Origin of the sequence: Flavobacterium algoritolerans (assembly GCF_030010385.1) — a bacterium.
Taxonomy (GTDB): domain Bacteria; phylum Bacteroidota; class Bacteroidia; order Flavobacteriales; family Flavobacteriaceae; genus Flavobacterium; species Flavobacterium algoritolerans.
This window is the reverse complement of record NZ_JASCRZ010000001.1, coordinates 248,454-269,724: the sequence shown is the minus strand read 5'-3', so window position 1 is coordinate 269,724 and position 21,271 is coordinate 248,454. Positions and strand designations below refer to the sequence as shown.

General features: G+C 33.5%; 13 protein-coding genes. 11 read left to right on the top strand and 2 right to left on the bottom strand.

Going from position 1 to position 21,271, the window contains the following annotated elements:
• Positions 1-97: 97 nt before the first annotated feature.
• Positions 98-1,807, bottom strand: a complete 1,710-nt coding sequence (gene lysS, locus QLS65_RS01105) for a lysine--tRNA ligase (RefSeq protein WP_282710553.1) — start codon at positions 1,805-1,807, stop codon at positions 98-100.
• A 292-nt stretch (positions 1,808-2,099) separates the two neighbouring features.
• Here lysS and QLS65_RS01100 point away from each other — a divergent pair, with 292 nt between their 5' ends.
• Entirely contained in the window at positions 2,100-2,825 is a 726-nt protein-coding gene (locus tag QLS65_RS01100; RefSeq protein WP_282710552.1) for a hypothetical protein, read from the top strand.
• 107 nt (positions 2,826-2,932) lie between these two features.
• On the top strand, positions 2,933-3,652 hold the full coding sequence (gene lipB / locus QLS65_RS01095) for a lipoyl(octanoyl) transferase LipB (RefSeq protein WP_282710550.1): 720 nt from the start codon (positions 2,933-2,935) through the stop codon (positions 3,650-3,652).
• Between the two features lie 7 nt (positions 3,653-3,659).
• Here the strand turns inward: lipB and QLS65_RS01090 are convergent, their stop codons facing one another.
• The gene (locus tag QLS65_RS01090) at positions 3,660-4,319 is read right to left on the bottom strand and encodes a ribonuclease HII (RefSeq protein ID WP_282714680.1); all 660 of its coding nucleotides are present in this window, start codon (positions 4,317-4,319) and stop codon (positions 3,660-3,662) included.
• A gap of 198 nt (positions 4,320-4,517) precedes the next feature.
• On the opposite strand from QLS65_RS01090, the gene QLS65_RS01085 reads away from it, so the two are divergent.
• The 9 genes from QLS65_RS01085 (at position 4,518) to QLS65_RS01045 (ending at position 21,238) form a co-directional block, all read left to right on the top strand.
• Complete coding sequence (locus QLS65_RS01085) at positions 4,518-7,580, top strand: SusC/RagA family TonB-linked outer membrane protein (protein ID WP_282710546.1); 3,063 nt, start codon at positions 4,518-4,520, stop codon at positions 7,578-7,580.
• A gap of 17 nt (positions 7,581-7,597) precedes the next feature.
• Positions 7,598-9,226 carry a RagB/SusD family nutrient uptake outer membrane protein gene (locus QLS65_RS01080; RefSeq protein WP_282714678.1) on the top strand — a complete coding sequence of 543 codons (1,629 nt, stop codon included), beginning with the start codon at positions 7,598-7,600 and terminating at the stop codon, positions 9,224-9,226.
• Positions 9,227-10,521: 1,295 nt separating this feature from the next.
• Positions 10,522-13,566, top strand: coding sequence for a SusC/RagA family TonB-linked outer membrane protein (locus tag QLS65_RS01075; protein WP_282714676.1), 3,045 nt, complete (start codon positions 10,522-10,524; stop codon positions 13,564-13,566).
• Positions 13,567-13,577: 11 nt separating this feature from the next.
• Positions 13,578-15,122: a RagB/SusD family nutrient uptake outer membrane protein gene (locus tag QLS65_RS01070; protein ID WP_282714674.1), complete on the top strand. Its 1,545-nt coding sequence runs from the start codon at positions 13,578-13,580 to the stop codon at positions 15,120-15,122.
• Between the two features lie 362 nt (positions 15,123-15,484).
• Positions 15,485-17,443 carry a putative porin gene (locus QLS65_RS01065; protein ID WP_282714672.1) on the top strand — a complete coding sequence of 653 codons (1,959 nt, stop codon included), beginning with the start codon at positions 15,485-15,487 and terminating at the stop codon, positions 17,441-17,443.
• A gap of 207 nt (positions 17,444-17,650) precedes the next feature.
• The gene (locus QLS65_RS01060) at positions 17,651-19,012 is read left to right on the top strand and encodes a pyridoxal-phosphate dependent enzyme (RefSeq protein WP_282710522.1); all 1,362 of its coding nucleotides are present in this window, start codon (positions 17,651-17,653) and stop codon (positions 19,010-19,012) included.
• 99 nt (positions 19,013-19,111) lie between these two features.
• Positions 19,112-19,594: a 3'-5' exonuclease gene (locus QLS65_RS01055; protein WP_282714671.1), complete on the top strand. Its 483-nt coding sequence runs from the start codon at positions 19,112-19,114 to the stop codon at positions 19,592-19,594.
• A 78-nt stretch (positions 19,595-19,672) separates the two neighbouring features.
• Positions 19,673-20,944, top strand: a complete 1,272-nt coding sequence (locus QLS65_RS01050) for a DUF2851 family protein (RefSeq protein ID WP_282714669.1) — start codon at positions 19,673-19,675, stop codon at positions 20,942-20,944.
• Positions 20,945-21,010: 66 nt separating this feature from the next.
• On the top strand, positions 21,011-21,238 hold the full coding sequence (locus QLS65_RS01045) for a PspC domain-containing protein (protein ID WP_282710518.1): 228 nt from the start codon (positions 21,011-21,013) through the stop codon (positions 21,236-21,238).
• Positions 21,239-21,271 lie beyond the last annotated feature (33 nt).

The following is a 21,271-nucleotide window of genomic DNA, read 5'->3' as shown; positions in this document are numbered from 1 at the left end:
TACATCGTATTAAGTATCGTCTGTGATTTTTTAGTTAATTCTATAAAAAAAGGAACTCCATAACGAAGCTCCTTTTAATATTCTGATATAAAATAAATTATTCTTTCAATCGACACGCTTTACTATCGCCATTCACGACAACTTCAGTCATTCCTAAAGCAGATAAGTTTTTCATGGCTTTGTCCCATTTTTTACCACTCAATTCTGATTTTATTTTCAAAAGACCAAATTCCATTTGGTTTTCATTGACTTTCAAAAGATCAATAATTAATTTTTCGTCTTCTTCTAATTCAATTTGAACTTGCTTTTTCTCTGGTCGCATTTGCGGGAACAATAATACCTCCTGAATAGAAGCATTATTTGTCAAATACATAATCAATCGGTCCATTCCAATTCCCATTCCAGATGTTGGAGGCATTCCGTATTCTAACGCTCTCAAGAAATCTTCATCGATAATTCCGGTGGCTTCATCATCTCCTTTTTCAGACAATCTCATTTGGTCTTCAAAACGTTCTCTTTGATCAATTGGGTCGTTTAATTCAGAATATGCGTTCGCAACTTCTTTACCGCAAACCATTAATTCAAAACGTTCTGTCAATTCCGGATTGTCACGGTGTTGCTTACACAATGGTGACATTTCCTTTGGATAATCAGTGATGTAAGTTGGTTGAATATAATTTCCTTCACATTTTGCTCCGAAAATCTCATCAATCAGTTTTCCTTTACCCATGGTTTTATCCACATCAATTCCCATGCCTCTGGCAGCGTCAAATAACTCTGTTTCGCTTTTCCCTGAAATATCAAATCCTGTAAAATGTTTGATAGAATCAGTCATTGTAACTCGTGCGTAAGGCGCTTTGAAATTGATGGTATGTTCTCCAAAAGTCACTTCTGAAGTTCCATTTACGGCAATAGCGCAATGTTCTAAAAGATCTTCGGCAAATTTCATCATCCAGTTGTAGTCTTTGTAGGCTACATATATTTCCATGGCGGTAAATTCCGGGTTGTGCGTACGGTCCATTCCTTCATTACGAAAGTTTTTCGAAAACTCATAAACTCCTTCAAAACCACCAACAATCAATCTTTTTAAGTACAACTCATTTGCAATACGCATGTATAAAGGCATGTCAAGCGAGTTGTGGTGTGTGATAAAAGGACGCGCTGCAGCACCACCGGGAATCGGTTGTAAAACAGGCGTTTCTACCTCTAAATATCCTTTATCATTAAAGAAAGAACGCATTGCATTGAACAATTTTGTTCTTTTAATAAATGTTTCTTTTACGTGATCGTTCACCGTTAAATCCACATAACGACGGCGGTATCTTTGTTCCGGATCAGCAAAAGCATCATGCGTTTTTCCATCGGCGTCTGTTTTTACAACAGGAAGTGGTTTTAAAGCTTTAGACAAAACCGTCAATCCATAAATATGAACCGAGATTTCACCCACTTGCGTTTTAAAAACTGTCCCACGAACCCCAATAAAATCACCAATATCCAATAGTTTTTTGAAAACTACATTGTACATTGTTTTTTCTTCATCAGTCGAAATATCATCTCTGGAAACATATACTTGAATACGTCCTTCAGCATCTTTCAATTCTGCAAATGAGGCCTTTCCCATGATACGTTTACCCATCAAACGACCTGCTAAAACAACCTCTTTTCCTTCGTACTTCTCGAAATCAGCAAGGATTTCGCTAGAATATGCGGTTGTGATAAATTCGGCTGCAGGATAAGGTTCGATGCCTAAATTGCGTAATTCTGTAAGTGCTTCTCTACGTAGAGTTTCTTGTTCGGATAATGCCATTATATTCTGATTTTAAGAGCGCAAAGATACTATATAAGTTCTAAAGTTGCAAAGACAGCAATGCATAAAGGGTTTTAGTTTTTTGAAGCAGATAATTTTGTTTTTCAAGACAACTTGTCCCGCTATTCGTTCTATCTTTTTTTCTTGTTGAATAAAAAACAAGAAAAAAAGGATGCCTCCCGAAGCTTCGGGACTATCGGGGCTATTTAACTATTTTTTCTTTTTCAAAACATCATGAAAAATAGTACAAATCATGTATATTTGAAAACCAATAAATACTCTGAATTACCAAATGAAAAAATACGCTTTACTACTTTTAGTATTCTTTTTAACAAGTTGCCAAGTCACAGAAACCATATATTTAAACGAAGACGGAACCGGAAAAATAGAAACGGTATCACTTCGCGATGAACACAGTTATATGCAATTAGCGGGTGAAAACTACTCCAAAGAAGAAATTTTTAGAGATACCACTTATGTTTTTGAGGATTTGATAACAAAACATTCCGAAACTTTTTCCAGATTGCCAGCGTTTGAAAAAGCAATTTTTAAAAAATTTACTTCGGTAAAAGTACATATTAAGAAAAGTTCTTTCGAGAAAGAATTCCGCACAACAATCACTCAAAACTTCAGTAAAATAGAAAATGTTGCCGATTTATACAAAACCGAGGAATATGCGGATGATATAGAAAACAATTACGCACTGGTTGCCGAAGAACATTATTATAGTGTAAACTATGTTTTTGACGGAAGTCTTTTTAAAAGAATAGTGAAAGTTACCGATGCAGTTGAGCTAAAAAAACAGCAGGATAAGATTGAAGGTTATAAAACGCAAGTTTCTAAATTCAAAATCACACAGCCTTATGTTTTAAAGTATCATTTTCCCAGAAAAATAAAGTCAGTATCCAATTCGAATGCAAAAATCAGTGAAGATAGAAAATCATTGGAATTACAATTTTTAATAGCGGATTGTTTGGTAAATCCTGAGAGTACGAATCTGGAAGTTGTTTTAGAGTAACTTAATTGGAAGTTTTTCTTCTCTGTAACTTCTCTTAAAAACTTTGTACCTTTGCAATTCAAAAATAAGTGGACGAAATAGGATTGCTTCGTTCCTAGCAATGACAAATGAATAAAACCATCCAACTTCAAGATTTAGAAACCAAAGATTACAAGGAAACTTGGGAATACCAAGAGGAATTGTTTAAAGGAATTGTTGATTTAAAAATTCGAAATCGCAGAGAAGAACTCGACTTAGAAACTCCAAATTACTTTCTTTTTGTGGAGCATCCACACGTTTATACTTTGGGGAAAAGTGGTGATTTAAGTAATTTGCTTTTATCTGAAAAGCAATTGGAAGCCAAAGGGGCAACTTTCTACAAAATCAATCGTGGTGGCGATATTACTTATCACGGACCAGGGCAAATTGTAGGGTATCCAATTATAGACTTAGAAAATTTTTTTACTGATATTCATAAATACTTGCGTTTTCTGGAAGAGGCCATTATTCTTACTCTTGAGGAATATGGAATTGCTTGCGGCAGAAGCGAAGGTGAAACCGGAGTTTGGCTAGGTGCAGGAACTCCATTTGCAAGAAAAATTTGTGCTATGGGTGTTCGCGCTTCCCGTTGGGTAACCATGCACGGGTTTGCTTTAAACGTAAATGCTGATTTGGGTTACTTTGACAATATCATTCCGTGTGGTATTCGCGGTAAAGCGGTAACTTCATTAAACGTAGAACTTGGCGTAGAAAAAGTTAATGAAGAAGAAGTCAAAGAAAAAATCCTGAAACATTTCTCTATTCTTTTTGAAGCTAAGTTTGAGAAATCTGTAATCAAAAATCATTAATCTACAATCAAAAATCAAAAGTATACTGTTCCGGCAATAAGCGAAATGTCATTCGGTGGTATTTTGTAACTCCGTAGATCCGAATTGCTTCTCGGTGTTCTTTGGTAGGGTAACCTTTGTTTTGTTTCCAGTTGTACATTGGGTATTCCTCATGAATCCGATTCATATATTCATCACGATATGTTTTTGCCAGTACAGAAGCGGCTGCAATACTCATGTATTTGGAATCGCCTTTAATAATGCTAGTGCTGGGGATTGAGTTTAGGATTTCAATTTCAGCATCGGTAAAAATCTTTCCTCCACGGTTTTTAATTCCGCTTTTAGGAATCAACGGACTATTTCCGTCTACTATAATATGTAGCGGTTTTGGGTCTAATTTTAGGATGCTTTCCTGCATTGCTTTTATAGATGCATTCAGAATGTTTATTTCATCGATTATCAAAGGCTCTAGATGGGTTACCGCAAATGAAATGCATTCTTGCTCAATAATAGGTCTTAATTTTTCTCTCGCTTTTTCAGACAGTTGTTTGCTGTCATTTAGGGTACTATTTTGAAAATCAGAGGGCAGAATTACAGCGGCTGCAGTAACTGGCCCTGCAAGGCAACCACGACCCGCTTCGTCAGTTCCAGTTTCTAAATATTGTGTTAAAAAAAAAGTGTTTAACATTATTTCAATTTTGGTAAAAATATAGTTTTATGTATAATTATTCGTAAAAAAATATGCACACAGGTAGAATTTTAATATTATATCTTCTTTTAGGTTTGATATTTTAACAAAAATAAAATGTGTTAATTCTGGGAAATACTTGCTACTTTAAGAAATTATTATGATTTTTGTGAAATAACTAATTCAAAACAAATTAATATGAGATCAAAATTCAAATGGATTTTTTCATTGCTATTGGCATTGTCAATGCAATTTGCATTTGCGCAAGAGAAAACTGTTACAGGAACAGTTTCAGATGCTACTGGACCTATTCCAGGAGCAAATGTAATTGTTAAAGGAACAAATAGAAGCGCTCAAACAGATTTTGATGGTAAATATTCCATCAAAGCTAGTAGTGGAGAAACTTTAGTGTTTTCATTTGTTGGTATGAAAGATATGACTGCAAATGTTGGGGCTTCGTCTACAGTTAATGTTAAAATGTCGCAAGCTGATAATACCTTAGAAGAGGTTGTTGTTGTAGGTTATGGAACTCAAAAGAAAAAAGACGTAACAGGTTCTATTACATCAATTAAGGGTAGTGCTATAGCAAATTTAGCTACACCTAGTTTTGAATCGCAACTTGCTGGTCGAGCTGCCGGAGTACAAGTTACAACTAACTCTGGAGTATTAGGTCAAGCACCTGTAATACGTATCCGTGGAGTTGGATCTATTTCATCTGGTACTTTTCCATTAGTAGTGGTAGATGGTGTGCCGATTTTTACTGGCGATGTAGGTGGATACGCTAACACAAACGCGTTAGGTGATATCAACCCAGCAGATATTGAATCAACTGAAGTTCTTAAAGACGGATCAGCAACAGCTATCTATGGGTCTAGAGCGGCAAACGGAGTAATTTTAATTACAACGAAAAAAGGTAAAGGTGGTAGATTTACAGCAAATTACAATACTTACATTGGAGTTTTACAACCAGTAAAATTCCTTGATTTATTAAAAACACCTGATTTCATAACAATTTCGAACGAGAAAAGAAGCAACAGAGGAGTTTCAGCATGGGCTAACGGAACTACTTTCAACACTGATTGGCAAAAAGCTGTTCTTAGATCAAGTGCTTTACAAGTAGATCACAATTTATCCTTATCTGGTTCAACAGATAAAACAAGCTATTACTTCTCGATGGGTTACAACAATCAAGAGGGTGTAGCACTAGCTAATGAGCAAACAAGATACAATCTTAGAGGAAATGTTGATCAAAAGATTAGACCTTGGTTAACAATAGGAACAAACATTGCTGTTTCTAGAACTACAAACACAGGATTAAATGTTGGTACAAACAGTTTATCTGGATTAATGTTTAATGCAGCAAGACAACTGCCAAATACACCAGTATTCGACCCAACAAATCCAACTGGCTATAACATAAGCGGTCCGTCTGTAGGGCAAGGAGAAAATTTTTCAATAATTGCAAATAACATACCAAACATAAGATATGTTTTAGATAATAATGTTTTACGATCTAAAATAGATAGAACTTTGGCAAGCTTGTACGCGAATATTAAATTTTCTAACAGCGTAAACTTTAAAACTCAAGCAAGTGTCGATGCAATAGGAACTGAAGGGTTTACTTACTTAAATCCTATTAATGGAGATGGAGTTGGTGTAGCAGGACTCATTCGAAATGACTTTTCTAACTTAACGCGTTGGAATGTTCAAAACGTTTTATCTTATAATAAAACATTTGGAGAATCACACAATGTATCAGCGACGGGTATATATGAGGCGCAACAACAAAGAGTAAGTAACTTCTTTGCTGGTGGTAATGGTTTATCATCAACATTCTTTAACCAAAATGTAATTTCTGGATCGTACACGACACCAATTTCGGGAGGATCACTTTCAGAAAATGGAATTATATCTTATGCAGCTAGATTGAACTACAATTACAAAGAGAAATATTTTGTACAAGGTTCGATCCGTACAGATGGAATTTCTTCATTACCAACTGCAAACAAATGGGGAACTTTCCCAGGGGTATCTGCAGGTTGGACAGTAAGTAAGGAAAACTTCATGTCTGGTCTAGAAAATATCGTTTCTGACTTTAAATTAAGAGCATCTTATGCTGAAGTTGGAAATGTGAACATAGGTAACTATCCTTATCTAGGATTATATAATAATGCAAAATATGCAGATTATAACGGTATCGCTTATTCACAAGCAGGAAACGATCAATTAAAATGGGAAACATCTCTAAAAACAGACTACGGAGTTGATTTAAGTTTATTTAGTAATCGCTTAAAATTAACTTATGACTACTTCATTAATAATCAGAATGGTTTAATTTTAGCAGTGCCACAGCCAATTTCTTTAGGTGTACCAGGTAACTCAATATCTCAAAATATTGGAGCTTTGAGAAATACTGGACATGAATTATCTTTAGATTTTGATGCTTTTAGAGGTGACAAATTTACTTGGAACATCAACGCTAACGTCTCATTTGTTAAAAGTGAAGTCGTAACATTGGTTAATGGGCAAGACATCTTATCTGGTGACAATTTACTAAGAGAAGGAGAATCGCCGAACTCTATTTTTGGATTTAAATATTTCGGAGTGAATCCTGCAAACGGAAATCCAGTATACTACAAAAGCGACGGATCTTTAGTTCAAGGAAATATTGACACTCAAGCTTACAGGGTTTTTAATCCAGCCAATCCAACTGATATCTCTGTCGCATCATCGTTAACAGCAGCAGACAAAAGCATAATAGGTAACGTACTTCCTACTTACTTTGGGTCCATTATAAACACAATGAAATATAAAAATTTAGATTTTACTTTCATGTTTCGTTTTAGTGGAGGAAATAAAATTTTCAATTCAACAAGAAGAGAAGGTTTAGGACAAAACTTTAACAATAACAGTACTGAGATTCTTGGTAGATGGCAAAGTGCTGCAAATCCTGGAGATGGATGGACACCAAGGCTTAGAGATGACAGAGAAACTTTTATTAACATAAATCAAGCATCAACTAGATTCTTAGAAAATGGTGACTTTGTAAAGCTTGATAATATAACGCTTGGTTACAGTTTTGGTAGAAACTTTATAGAAAAATTAAACATCGATAAATTTAGATTTTATGTACAAGGACAAAATCTACTTGTAATTACTAAGTATAAAGGTTTAGATCCAGAAATGGAAATTGGAGGAGTAGATTTAAATGGAACTCCAAGAACGACAATATTTACAATGGGGCTAAATGTTAGTTTCTAATTCAAAAAATAAATAAGATGAAAAATAAAAATAAATTCTTAAATAGTTGGGGTTCAAAATTATTAGCTTCAGTATTTTTGACAACTACGTTATTCACGTCATGTAGCGAGGAAAAAACCATCGAACTAGAACCGTTTAACAGTATCTCCGAAACTGCTGCTTTCACAACTCCAGCTTTAATTGAGCTGTCTGTAACTGGTATGTACAATGCGGCTGCACTAGGAGACTTTAATGGTGGAAATCCGAGAGGCTATATTTTTGGTGCTGCATTTGTGCAACAAGGAGATAATAGAGGTGAAGACGCTGTGAACTTAGCTACTTTTTACCAATTAACTTACACAGGGACTTATGACACTACTACCGCTAACAATACTTTCTATTGGGCAGATGGATATCGTTTAATCAACAGAACTAACATAATAATTGAAGGAGTTACTAATGCATTACAAGCGGGTACCATTACTCAAGCAGTTGCTGATGATTACATAGGACAGGCCAAGTTTTTTAGAGCCATTGCACACAATGAAATATTAATTCATCATGCAAGACCATTCCAAGATAATGGAGGTAATAATCCTGGGATTCCTTACAGAGAAATCCCTAATAACACAAAAACAAACATTGACATAAGCTTAACACAAGGTAGAAATACCGTAGCTGAGTGCTATACTAAAATTTTGAAAGACCTTGATGATGCGGAAACTTTAACTGCGTCAAAAAGCGCTAGAGCGGGTACCGCTAAAATTGAGAGAATAACTAAAGAAGCAGCAATCGCTTACAAAACTAGAGTATATTTGCACATGCGTCGTTGGGATAAGGTAATTTCAGAAGGAATTAAACTAAATGGATTGTATACAATTACGGCTAACCCAGATACTCCTTTTTCGAGTAACTTAAGCAATACAGAGTCAATTTTCTCTCTTGCTCAAAGTGCAGTAAATAATCCTGGACCAAACGGTGCATTAGCAAGTATGTATCACCCTCCAGTTCCAGCTGCCTCAAATGGTAGAGGTCTAGTAGCGATCAGTCCAATAATTTGGAGAAATCCAAGTTGGTTATCTGATGATAAACGTAGAGCAGAAGGAACAATGATTGTAACTGGAGTGACTGGTTACTATCCTGGAACTAAATTTACTAAAAAGTATAAAGATGGTGTAAATAAGACAGACGCTTCACCTATTATAAGATATGCGGAAGTTGCATTAAATATGGCTGAAGCTTATGCTAGGCAAAATGATTTGGTTAATGGATTAGCACGATTGAACTCAGTTAGAAATCGTTCGTTAGCAGCACCAGTAACTCAATCTTATACTGCTACGTCATTTGCTAACAATGTAGAATTATTGAGAGCCATTTTAGTAGAAAGAAGAATTGAATTTGTAATGGAGGGGCGTAGATGGCCAGATATTAGCAGGTTGCAAAATGATGACTTAGCTCCAATTGTGGGTATACCTGCAAAAGTAGCAAATGGTGGATTTTCAAGTTTAGCTCTTGCAGCACCTGCTTATGCATTAGGAACGCCTTATGCTGGAGCATTAACTGTGAATGCGATTCCTTATGCAGACTTTAAATTTATATGGCCAATACCGATATTAGAAACAAATTCAAACCCAACTTTAAAAGCACAGCAAAATCCTGGTTATTAAATTGTCTATTCCTGAAAAAGTGATAGAGGATTAATAATAAATAAAGTACAGTTTTAAAACAGTAGTGAACTTATGTTTACTACTGTTTTTTTTTGGGTTAAAAAGAAAGGGAAATAGCTCATCTTTTATTTTATAATTTTAATCTTTTTAAGGCGACTTTAATTAAAAATTTTCTAAATAAGAAGTTTGTTCACTTTATCAAATCAGCAAGCACTTCTTTTTTAACATAAAGAAGTAGTTTTTTTATTTTAGCATGGTAATTTATGTAAGAAATATATGTTAAAGCAATATAAGAAACTAATTTTTACCGCATCTAGAATTTAGTTAAATCAAATATTTTAATTTTTTTAGGTGCAAATTATATAAGGTATAATTCTATAGCTTCTAGTCCAACGATTTATATGTGACAAGTTTTTCTTTTAAATAATTAAGTACTGTATTGAAATAAAGTTGGGTCTATTTTCTTTGGGAGAAACTTGTTGAGCTGATATTCAGAGTTAGTAAAAAACACTCTATTTTTCCGGTAGTTGATGTTGTGGCAAAAGCAAATAATGGAGGTTTTTCATGTGTTTTTAAAGTTTTAGAGGTGTATTTATAAGATGTTTTGCATGAAGTTACTTTATGTGTTAATTAAATTACTTACGGTTACTTTGTTTTTTTTGGACTTATTCTACAATTTAAATTCAATTCTAAACTTTAAGTGCTCAACAAATTCGTATTCATTAAGAGATTATTTGTAGTTTATAGAATATGTAATTAAGTTGTTACGGCACGTCAACACTGAACTTAATTAACTTAATTAGCATTTAAAGAGGTGCAATATTTTTTTTACAACTGTTTTTTAATGTCCTCTAATCAAATGCATTTATTTTTTGAGTCTCCTAAAGTTCACGGTTTAATTATTACTCAAGTCACATCTTTGTAAAAAAAAAGAGTTTGTTATTTGTTGTCTGCCTTTTTAATTTAATGATTCTTTTCGATGCTAATTGGTGATATTGTAGATTTGTTTTTAGCTTCTATTTATGACTATTTTCGGTTGATGTATAGGTTGTTTTTTTTTTTCTAAATGTTATGTTAATGTAAAGTGATTTTGAATTAAATTAATTTTAATAAAAACATAATCATCTGTAATGATATTTGTAAACAATGTGGTTTGAATATGAAAAATGATGAAGGAACCTGATGTTTTGAGTGAAAAAATTAACAAATGTTGATTGTGTTAATTTTTGTAAAAATTTGTTTCTTTAAGAAATTATTATGATTTTTGTAAAATAACTAATTCAAAACAAATTAATATGAGATCAAAATTCAAATGGATTTTTTCATTGCTATTGGCATTGTCCATGCAATTTGCATTTGCACAAGAAAGAACTATTACAGGTGTCGTTTCTGATGCTTCAGGTCCTATTCCTGGTGTAAACGTTTTAATTAAAGGTATTAAGACTGGAGTACAAACTGACTTTGATGGTAAGTATGCTATCAAAGCAAAAACAGGTGATGTTTTAGTTTTCTCTTTCGTGGGGATGACTCAATCGTCAAAAACAGTTGGCGCTTCAAATTCCATTAATGTATCAATGCAAAGTGATGCTAAGGTCTTAGCTGAGGTAGTAGTTCAAGGATATAGAACAGTGACTAAAAAGAAAGCTGTTGTTTCAGATGCTACTGTATCCAGTAAAACTATTGAAAATAGACCAAACGCAAACGCTATTAACACGCTTCAAGGTCAGTTAGCTGGGGTTAACATTACAGCTAGTACTGGTCAACCTGGAGCAAAATCAACGGTTGTTATTAGAGGGGTAGGTACTATTACAGGTAACTCAGATCCTTTGTATGTGATTGATGGTTTTCCGTCAAACAGTGACAACTTTCGTTCTATCAACCCTAATGACATTGAGTCTACTTCTGTATTGAAAGATGCTGCGGCAATCGCTGAGTATGGTAACAGAGGGTCAAATGGTGTTATTGTTATTAGAACTAGAAGAGCAAAATTTGGAGAGTCTAAAACTACGTTTAGAGCAAGCTCTCAGTATGGTGTTGGAGAATTACAAAAACCAAAATACAGTTATGCTAACTCTAAGCAGTTATTAAAGATTGAACAAAATTTCGGTTCTGGTTTGGGAGCTACGTTAACCGATGCTCAAATAGCAGCGTATGACATCAATACAGACTGGGTTGATTATTTCTTTAATCAATCAAATACAACTTCACACAACATAGCTGTTGAGAACAGTAGTCAAAATATTAGTTCTTATACCTCTTTGGGTTATTTTGAGCAACAAGGTATTTTAGCCACAACTGGTTTAAAGAGATTTACACTAAGAAATAATATCAATGGTAGATCTTCAAACGAAAGGTTTAAATATCAAGTTAACACTTCATTTGGTTTCAGTAAAAACAATGAAGCAACTACTTTAGGTGAAGGTGCTATTAATAGAAATTATGTCTTAGGTGCTTTCATATCAGCTCCTTATGTTTCTCCAAGTATTTATACCGGTCCTCAATCTGCATTGGATTATTATAATAACACTCCAGGTTTATTGGCAACTCCTATTATGTTAGTTGATAAATTGCAACAATACAAAAACCAAACTGATGAGGTACGTGTTGATGTTGCTACAGATTTTTCATATGATATTACCAAGGATTTGGTACTTCGTAGTAGGTTAAATGGTCAATTATTAGAAACTAGATTTTTTCAATCTGAGTTTCCAAACTCTTTCAACGCATTGTTGTTCCAAGCTGCAGGACAAACTTTTACCGGTTTTGAGGACATAAACTCAAGAAAAGAGTGGTATTTTAACAATTTATGGCAAATAAATTACGGTAAAACGCTTGGCGATCATACATTCAATGTTAATGCGAACATGGAATACAATCACTCTCGTGCTTATACTAACAATATTAGACAAAGAGGTTTAATTGCGGGTATCTTTGTTCCTAATACAGGAGCTGGATATGCAGCTGATACTGGTACTAATGATTTTTATGTACCTCAAGTTTCAGCGTCTAATCTTAGAAATGATTTGATATCTTATTTTGGTTCGTTTGATTATGACTTCAAGGATAAGTATGGTATTGTTGGATCCGTAAGAAGAGATGGTTCTTCTAGATTTGTTGAGGAGAAACAATGGGGTACTTTTTATTCTGTAGGAGGTAGATGGAATCTTGACGAGGAAGCTTTTATGGATAATGTTTCTTTTATAGATGTATTGAAATTGAGAGGGTCTTATGGAACTGTAGGGAATCAAAGAATTGTTACTGGTACTGTTTTTGCAGGTATTCAGCCACCTCGTTTTACTGATGTTTATAGTATTGCAAATAATGCTTATAATGGTGGGACAGGTTATGGAATTACTTTTGGTTTTCCACCATTACAATGGGAAACAACTACGCAATGGAATGCTGGATTAGATTTTGAAATGTTTAAAGGGAGACTTAGAGGAGCAGCTGATTATTATAATAGAGGAACTTCTCAATTGTTTTTAGAAAATCCGATTACTTCAACTTCTGGTGCAGCAACTTTAACTCAAAATGCTGATGTAACAGTTACCAACAAAGGTATAGAGTTAAATTTGGCTTATGATATCATTAGAAATCAAGATAAAGAAATATCTTTAACGATTAAAGCTAACGGTTCACGTAACACAAATCTGGTATCTAATATTGGAGGTGCTGGACAGATATTTTCAGGTGGTGGACTTTTTGTTAGTGAGAATGGTGGTGGAATAAACGAACCTTTTGTATACAAATATTTAGGAGTAAATCAAGTAAATGGAAACCTATTATTTGAAGATGCAGCTGGGAATCCAACAGAAAATCCAGTTCAAGCAGATAAAAGAAGAGCAGGTGTGAATAATTTACCAAAGTACCAAGGTGGTTTTGGTTTTGATTTCAGCATTAAAGGATTTTATGCTTCTACATTATTTACATTTGCATATGATGTAGCTCGTTTTGATTACGATTTAGACAACCTATATTCCGTAGGAAATATTGGTCAATTTAATGTAACTGATGATTTATTAAATGCTTGGACTTCAACAAATACAAATACGGATGTTCCTTCATTAAATGCTGGTAATTTAGGGTTAGGTGATGAGTCAGATCGTTTCCTTAAAGATGCTTCTTATATTCGTATGAGAAATGTACAAGTAGGTTACAATGTTCCTCAAAAATTCTTAAAGGGTACTTTTATGACTGCAGTGTCATTCTCCTTACAAGGAGAAAACTTATTAACTTTCTCTAAATGGAATGGTTTTGATGTTGAAAGTAGCAGAACTAACGATGTATATCAATACCCAACTCCAAGATTGTACACTTTCGGTGTAGATGTTAAATTTTAATTAGAAAAATTATGAAGAAAATATTTGGAATATTAATAGTATCATTGACACTTTTTGTTTCGTGCTCAGATGAGTTGTTGGAGCCTTTCACTCCCGGTTCTCTTACCGAAGAAGTGGCTATAACTAAGAGTAGTGATTTAGTCAATTTGGTAAATTCATCAATGAATATATTGACTAATAGAGCAGATTACGTTTTTAGCTCTATTTTTACTGATGAAGCTGCTCCTGGATCTCAAAACGGTGGTCAAGGTATCACTACAGATTATGTGTTTTTAATGAATGTTAGTAATGGTTCAGCCGCTGCTATTTGGCAATCACAATACTTTGCTTTAGCAAGAATTAATCGTGTTATTGCTTTTGCTGATAAAGTGGTTGCAACTAGTCCTGCTAATCAGCAACTTATTAATAGGTCAAAAGCGGAAGCTTTAGTGTTAAGAGCATTAGCACACATTAAGATATTATCTTATTTTTCTCCTAATCCTAAGGATGATGCTGCGTTAGCTGGAGTTTTAGCGGATAGAATTATACTTACTACGGAGAAACCACAAAGGACTACAAATGCTAATTTTTATGCCTTAATTCATGCTGATTTAGATGCTGCTATAGGTATTTTTAATGCTAATACAGCTCCAGCCTATCCTAACAAAACGTATTATCCTTCAAAAGCTTTAGCTCAAGCGCTAAAAGCACGTGCTTACGCACTAAAAGGAGATTATCCTAATGCAGAAACTTTTGCTAATACTGTGATTACTACGTCAGGAATTTCATTGGCTAATACTCAGGCTCAATATGATGCTGTTTTCCATACGCACAATGAGCCAGTGAATACAGAGGTTATTTTCAGATTAAGAAGAACTGTACAACAAAATGGGCAAGGTACAAACTTAAACAACGGTTGGGTTTCTATAGCAAATAGAAGAAATGGTTCTCCATTTTATGAAGTAAGTAGATCATTATATAATAAACTTACTGCTGTTTCAGGGGATTACAGGCTAAATACTACTGTTTTCTTAAATGGTACAAGTTCATCTTTAATTGATCCTAATTACACTACTTCTGCAGATGTCAGAAATACTGATATTATTGTTTTACAAAAACATGGCGGACAATCTGCTGTTACTGCAACAAATGGTTTTAATCCAGACTTTATGGTGTCTAGACTATCAGAAATGTACTTTATTAGAGCCGAGGCGAGAGCAGCTGCTGGAGATTTAGTTGGTGTTGGTACGAATTTGAAAGCAATATTAGATGCTCGTTTCCCAACGGCACAACTAGCTCCTGTATTTGCTAATCCGCAAGCTGCATGGAAAGGTATCTTGGATGAAAGAAGAAAGGAATTATCTTTTGAAGGTTTTAGATTTATTGATTTAAAACGTATTGGTACTCTAGCAGGTGCTTCTTTAGAAAGAGATGCTTCTGAGTATGCATCAAGTGCTTGGAGTTTTCCAGCGGCTAATCCATCGAACTTACCTTTGACAAGTTTCAAATTTGCTTTGCCAATTCCACAAGTTGAGGTAAATGGGAATGCTGATATACAGCAAAATGACGGTTACTAATAATAAGTTAATGTCCTAAGCAGACAACAATGATTATTTAATCAGAATATTTATAAAAGTTGCAAGATTTATTTCTTGCAACTTTTTTTTATGTTGTTAAATTCATATTTAGCTCATTAAATTCAGGTTAATTGTGGATGTTAAAGAGACTATGCTCTTTTATTTCATTGTTATTTAAATAAAAATTAAGATTTGATAATAATATTGATTAATTTTTTAGCGGAGTCATTGTATACAAATAGATAATTAAGTTTTATCTAAATTCTAAAAACGAGTTTGACGTAACTCTAGCTCTTTTTTTTATTTATTTACTATATCTTTGTTTGATTATTTTTTTAATCGACTAATTACATTTCTTTCAAATGAGAATATTATTTTTGTTTTGTTTCTTAACATTTTCGGCACTATTATTTTCTCAAGAAAAAAAGATTCAAAACTTGAGAGTTGATAATAAATATAATAGTTCTGATTCGATTAAAAAGATAAGTGAAAAAATCGCCACCATTGACATGTATCGTTTTATTACAATCGAAAATGATACAACTTTCATAGATACTTCGCTGACTATTCAAAAGGAATATAGTCATAATTATTTGCGTAAAGATATTTTTGGACTTTTGCCTTTTGCAAATGATGGGCAAACCTATAATACTCTGCAGTATAGTTTAACCGATTTTTCACCCTATCCGGAATTTGGTTTTAAAGCAAAACATTTCAATTTTTTAGAAGTAAACCAAATAAGGTACAGTTCTGTAGCTACTCCTGTGACCGAATTGTATTTTAAAACTACTGTTAGAAAAGGACAATCTGTAGATGCATTTATAACCTTGAATACTTCTGAAAATCTTAATTTTTCTATTGCATACAAAGGTTTGCGTTCAGAAGGGGAATATATCAATCAGTTATCCAGTACAGGTAATTTTAGATTCACCACTAGTTATAACACCAAGAATAAACGCTATTTCGCTAAAGCACATTATACTTTTCAAGATATTTTGAATGAGGAAAATGGTGGAATAACAACAATAGATGATTTCGAAAGTGAAGATCCAAACTACAATAATCGCCAAAGATTTGAAGTTTATTTTTCAGACGCGAAGTCCTTTCTTAAAGGTAAAAGAATATTTCTGGACCATAATTTCAGGATAAATTCAGAAAAAGGGAATAACAACCTGTATTTAACCCATCAGTTTAATTATGAAAATAAATTTTTCGAATACAACCAAGCTACCGTTCCATCAACAGTAGGTAACACAATTGTATATAGATTTGGCGAATCTTTTAAAAATAGCGGGATAAATGACCAAACGCGTTATAATAAAATGTATAATAGAGTTGGGCTGGTTTATGAGAATGCTATTTTAGGTAAATTCCAGTTTTTTGCAGATGATTTTAGATCGAATTATTATTACGACCAGATATTAATTTTTGATAATCAAAATGTGATACCAAGTTCATTCAGTCAGGAAATTAATAGTGTTGGTGGTCAATATGAATATAGAAAAAATAAATGGAATGGTAAATTTTTATACTCAAGATCAGTAACGGCGCAGTCATTGTCAAATCTTGATGCTAAATTAGAATATGATTTTAATGATGAAACACAATTCTCATTTCAGTATCAAAATATAAATAAACTGCCAAATAGTAATTACAATCTACATCAAAGTAGTTACGTTCAGTACAATTGGTCAAATGATTTCAAGAACGAAAAAATAAATTCAATTAGCGCAAATGCAATTACTCCATGGGTAGATGCAGAAGTGCAATTTTCAGTTTTAAAAGATCATTTGTATTTTAATGATAAGTCAAGCTCTGAACAAGCGCTAGCAAAAACACAAATAGTGGCTCCGTCACAATATGATGGGACCATAAATTACTTGTCAGTAAAAGTAAGTAGAGAATTGAGATTTGGAAATTTTGCTCTAGACAATACTATTTTATATCAAAAAGTAGAGCAGCAAGATGCGATTTTAAATGTTCCAGAAATAGTTACAAGAAACACATTTTATTACTCGAATCATTTGTTTAAAAAAGCCTTATTTTTTCAAACAGGCATCTCGCTAAATTACTTTTCGAGCTATTACGCCAATGATTATAATCCTGTGGCAGGAGAGTTTTTTGTTCAAAAGGATAAACAAATTGGAAATCATCCAAACTTTGACTTTTTTATAAACGCAAAGATTCAAAGAACACGTATTTATTTCAAAGCAGAACATCTTAATTCTTCGCTTACGGGTAATAATTTTTATTCTTCACCAAATAATCCATCGCGTGATTTCACGATTCGATTCGGATTAATTTGGAACTTCTTTAATTAATTTCTGATAGTTGTATTGCCTTTAAATGCTATTTTCTTGGGCGTTTCCCGTGCTGTCCGCTTTATCTTTACTTGCTTAAAGGAAGCAAGTAAAGGATGTCGCTACCATCACTAACGCAAAATTCCGTAAACGATGATATTTTTATAACAAAATACTATCTTTGTGGTAGTATTTACAACAAATTACAATCTTAAATTCACAAAAAAAATGCGCTACGCAGAAAACATATTAGGAACAATAGGAAATACACCATTAGTGAAACTGAATAAAGTGACTGCAGAAGTAGATGCTTTGGTACTTGCTAAGGTAGAAACGTTTAACCCAGGAAATTCCGTAAAGGATAGAATGGCAGTAAAAATGATTGAAGATGCCGAAGCTGACGGAAGATTAAAACCAGGTGGAACTATTATTGAAGGAACTTCCGGGAATACAGGAATGGGATTGGCATTAGTAGCCATCATAAAAGGATATAAGCTTATTTGTGTAATTTCAGATAAACAGTCGAAAGAAAAGATGGACATCCTTCGAGCAGTAGGAGCTAAAGTAGTGGTTTGTCCTACAGATGTTGAGCCAACGGATCCGCGTTCTTACTATTCGGTTTCCAAAAGATTAGCCAAAGAAACGGCTAATTCTTGGTATGTGAATCAATACGATAACCCTTCAAATGCTATCGCGCATTACGAACAAACGGGTCCGGAAATTTGGGAGCAAACAGGAGGTAAAATCACTCATTTTGTTGTTGGAGTAGGAACTGGCGGAACAATTTCTGGCGTAGCTAAATATTTGAAAGAGAAAAATCCAAACATTAAAATCTGGGGAATTGATACCTATGGTTCTGTATTTAAAAAATACCATGAAACAGGAATTTTTGATGAAAATGAAATCTATTCGTATATCACTGAAGGGATTGGAGAAGATATTCTCCCAAAAAATGTTGATTTTTCTTTGATTGACGGATTTACAAAAGTAACGGATAAAGATGCAGCGGTTTATACCCGTAAAATTGCACTTGAAGAAGGAATATTTGTAGGGAATTCAGCCGGAGCGGCGATAAAAGGATTGTTACAACTCAAAGAACATTTTAAACCTGAAGATGTCGTGGTTGTTTTATTCCATGATTCAGGAAGCCGTTACGTAGGTAAAATGTTCAATGATGACTGGATGCGTGAACGTGGTTTTCTAGACGAAGAAATTACAAAAGCTGAGGATGTTATCAAAGATCATATCGATAAACCATTGATTGTAGTTCGTACCGAGGAATTAGTTTCGCACGCTATAGAAAGAATGCGTAAATACAAAATTTCTCAAATTCCGGTCATTGATGTTACGGGTTTTGTAGGTTCTGTTGATGAAAGTGATTTGTTCCAAAGTTATGTTGCCGATAAAAATGTTGCTGATAAGCCTATAAAAGAAGTTATGGGAAAACCATTTCCAATAGTGAAATTTGGAACTCCAATAGAAGAAGTTTCTCGATTATTTACAAAAGAAAATGAAGCCGTTTTGATTGAATTAGAGAATGGAAATCACCATATTATTACCAAATATGATATTATTGGATCAATAAAATAAAATTTTACAATTCAAAAATAGTAAAGTTTTTAAAGCCATGAATTTGACGAGTTTATTTCGTTAAATTTGTGGCTTTTTAAATTTATAACAAACTATAATATGACCTTCACTGCCATAGATTTTGAAACTGCATCTGCATTCCATCCATGTTCCGTTGGTATTGTTACCGTGGAAAACGGGATAATTGTTGATGAGTTTGTTAGTTTAATTAAGCCACCAAACAATCTATATTCGCCTTTTACGATTCAAGTTCATGGGATATATCCGCGAGATACTGTGAACGCAAAATCATTTGCACAGGTATATCCTGAAATACAAAAACGCCTTAAAAATAGAGTAGTTGTGGCCCATAATGAGAGTTTCGACAGAAATGTCCTTGCGAAATCTATGGCGCTTTATGGTTTGGATTATGCTGATTTGAATATCGCAACCCGTTGGGAATGTACCGTGAAAATTTACAAGGCCAAAGGGTTAAAGCCAACTAAATTAAGTGATTGTTGTCGAGAAATGAATATAGCCTTAAACCATCACGAAGCATTATCAGATGCTCGGGCTTGTGCCAAATTATATATGTTGAAATAAAATTCTTTCATTTTGGTTTTTTTTCTTATTTTAGAAGCCTCTTGTCTCCAAGTATATACTCTATTATCTGAAAAAAAAATGAAAGAAGATTTTCTACATTACCTCTGGAAGTTTAAGAAGTTTGATGTTCTGAATTTAAAGACTGTCAACAACGAGGAAATCACAATTGTCTATGTAGGTCAGTATCTTGAATTAGCAGGCCCTGATTTTTTTAATGCTCAGGTAGTTATTGGTACTCAAAAATGGGCTGGTAATGTTGAAATTCATATTAAGTCTTCGGATTGGTATGTGCATCATCACGAAAAAGATATTGGTTATGAAAATGTAATTTTGCATGTGGTTTGGGAACATGATGTGGCAGTTTTTAGAAGCGATAATTCTGAAATTTCAGTTTTAGAATTAAAAAAATACGTAGAAAAAGCGACTCTGGAAAACTATCAGTCTTTAATGAATCCGAAATCATGGATTTTTTGTGAAAAACAACTAAAAAATGTTAACGCGTTTGCATTGCAAAACTGGCAAGAACGGTTGTTTTTTGAACGTTTGGAAAGAAAATCTCAGCCTATATTTGATTTATTGGAGCAAACCAATCAAGATTGGGAAGGAGTTTTATTCTGTTTATTAGCTAAGAATTTTGGATTAAACACAAACGGCGAAATTTTTTATAAAATGGCACAGTCTCTTCCTTTTTCAACAATTAGGAAGGAAAGTTTTGAAGTCGAAAACTTAGAAGCTTTGATTTTTGGTACTGCAGGATTATTGGAATCCGAAAAAGAAGATAACTATTTCAAAGACTTAAAATTTAGATATTTCTACCTGTTGCATAAGTATCAAATGGAGAAGGTTTGTTTGGAACCAGTGCAGTTTTTTAAGCACCGACCGGATAATTTCCCAACGATACGACTCTCGCAATTAGCTAATTTATACCACAGTCGGCAGAATTTATTTTCGAAAATAAGTAGCCTAAATTCATTAAAAAGTACTTACGAATTGTTTCAAGTTACTGCTTCGGAGTATTGGCAAAACCATTATCAGTTTGATAAAGAAAGTCCGATAAAAAAGAAAACACTGTCTAAATCTTTTATTGATTTAATTGTCATAAATACTATAATTCCGATTCAATTTGCTTTTGCTAAAAGCCAGGGAAAAGAAATTTCGGAGGATTTAATACAGCTTTTAAATGAAGTTGCAGCAGAGAAAAATGCCATTATAGAAAAATTTACTTCTTTTGGAATACTATCAAAAACTGCTTTTGAAACACAATCTTTGTTGCAACTCAAGAATGAATATTGTAATAAAAGCAAGTGTTTAGAATGTGCTATAGGTATGGATTTAATAAAAAAAAGTTGATTTATTGTTTTGGTTATTTGTTTATGCGAAAAATTCGTAATTTTGACATAATTCATAACTCACAAGATGTCAGTAGTAATTAGACTTAAGTTTTTTTTTGAGAAACATGGATTTCATGTTTCTTCTCGTTTAGCTGATACTTTAGGAATGCGTGCTAGTAGTGTGCGATTGTTTTTTATCTATTTGTCTTTTGTCACTGTAGGTTTATGGTTTGCGGTTTATCTCACATTGGCTTTTTGGATTCGATTGAAGGATTTAATTCGCGCCAAACGAACCTCGGTTTTTGATTTGTAAATAGCTATAAATAAAAAAAGGGATAATAAAGTA

Bases quoted from the DNA above. Each gene is read 5' to 3' on its own strand.
- QLS65_RS01065 (WP_282714672.1), top strand. From the start codon at position 15,485: ATGAGAATATTATTTTTGTTTTGTTTCTTAACATTTTCGGCACTATTA.
- QLS65_RS01085 (WP_282710546.1), top strand. From the start codon at position 4,518: ATGAGATCAAAATTCAAATGGATTTTTTCATTGCTATTGGCATTGTCA.
- lysS (WP_282710553.1), bottom strand. From the start codon at position 1,807: ATGGCATTATCCGAACAAGAAACTCTACGTAGAGAAGCACTTACAGAA.
- QLS65_RS01060 (WP_282710522.1), top strand. From the start codon at position 17,651: ATGCGCTACGCAGAAAACATATTAGGAACAATAGGAAATACACCATTA.
- QLS65_RS01100 (WP_282710552.1), top strand. From the start codon at position 2,100: ATGAAAAAATACGCTTTACTACTTTTAGTATTCTTTTTAACAAGTTGC.
- QLS65_RS01080 (WP_282714678.1), top strand. From the start codon at position 7,598: ATGAAAAATAAAAATAAATTCTTAAATAGTTGGGGTTCAAAATTATTA.
- QLS65_RS01055 (WP_282714671.1), top strand. From the start codon at position 19,112: ATGACCTTCACTGCCATAGATTTTGAAACTGCATCTGCATTCCATCCA.
- QLS65_RS01075 (WP_282714676.1), top strand. From the start codon at position 10,522: ATGAGATCAAAATTCAAATGGATTTTTTCATTGCTATTGGCATTGTCC.
- lipB (WP_282710550.1), top strand. From the start codon at position 2,933: ATGAATAAAACCATCCAACTTCAAGATTTAGAAACCAAAGATTACAAG.
- QLS65_RS01050 (WP_282714669.1), top strand. From the start codon at position 19,673: ATGAAAGAAGATTTTCTACATTACCTCTGGAAGTTTAAGAAGTTTGAT.
- QLS65_RS01090 (WP_282714680.1), bottom strand. From the start codon at position 4,319: ATGTTAAACACTTTTTTTTTAACACAATATTTAGAAACTGGAACTGAC.
- QLS65_RS01045 (WP_282710518.1), top strand. From the start codon at position 21,011: ATGTCAGTAGTAATTAGACTTAAGTTTTTTTTTGAGAAACATGGATTT.
- QLS65_RS01070 (WP_282714674.1), top strand. From the start codon at position 13,578: ATGAAGAAAATATTTGGAATATTAATAGTATCATTGACACTTTTTGTT.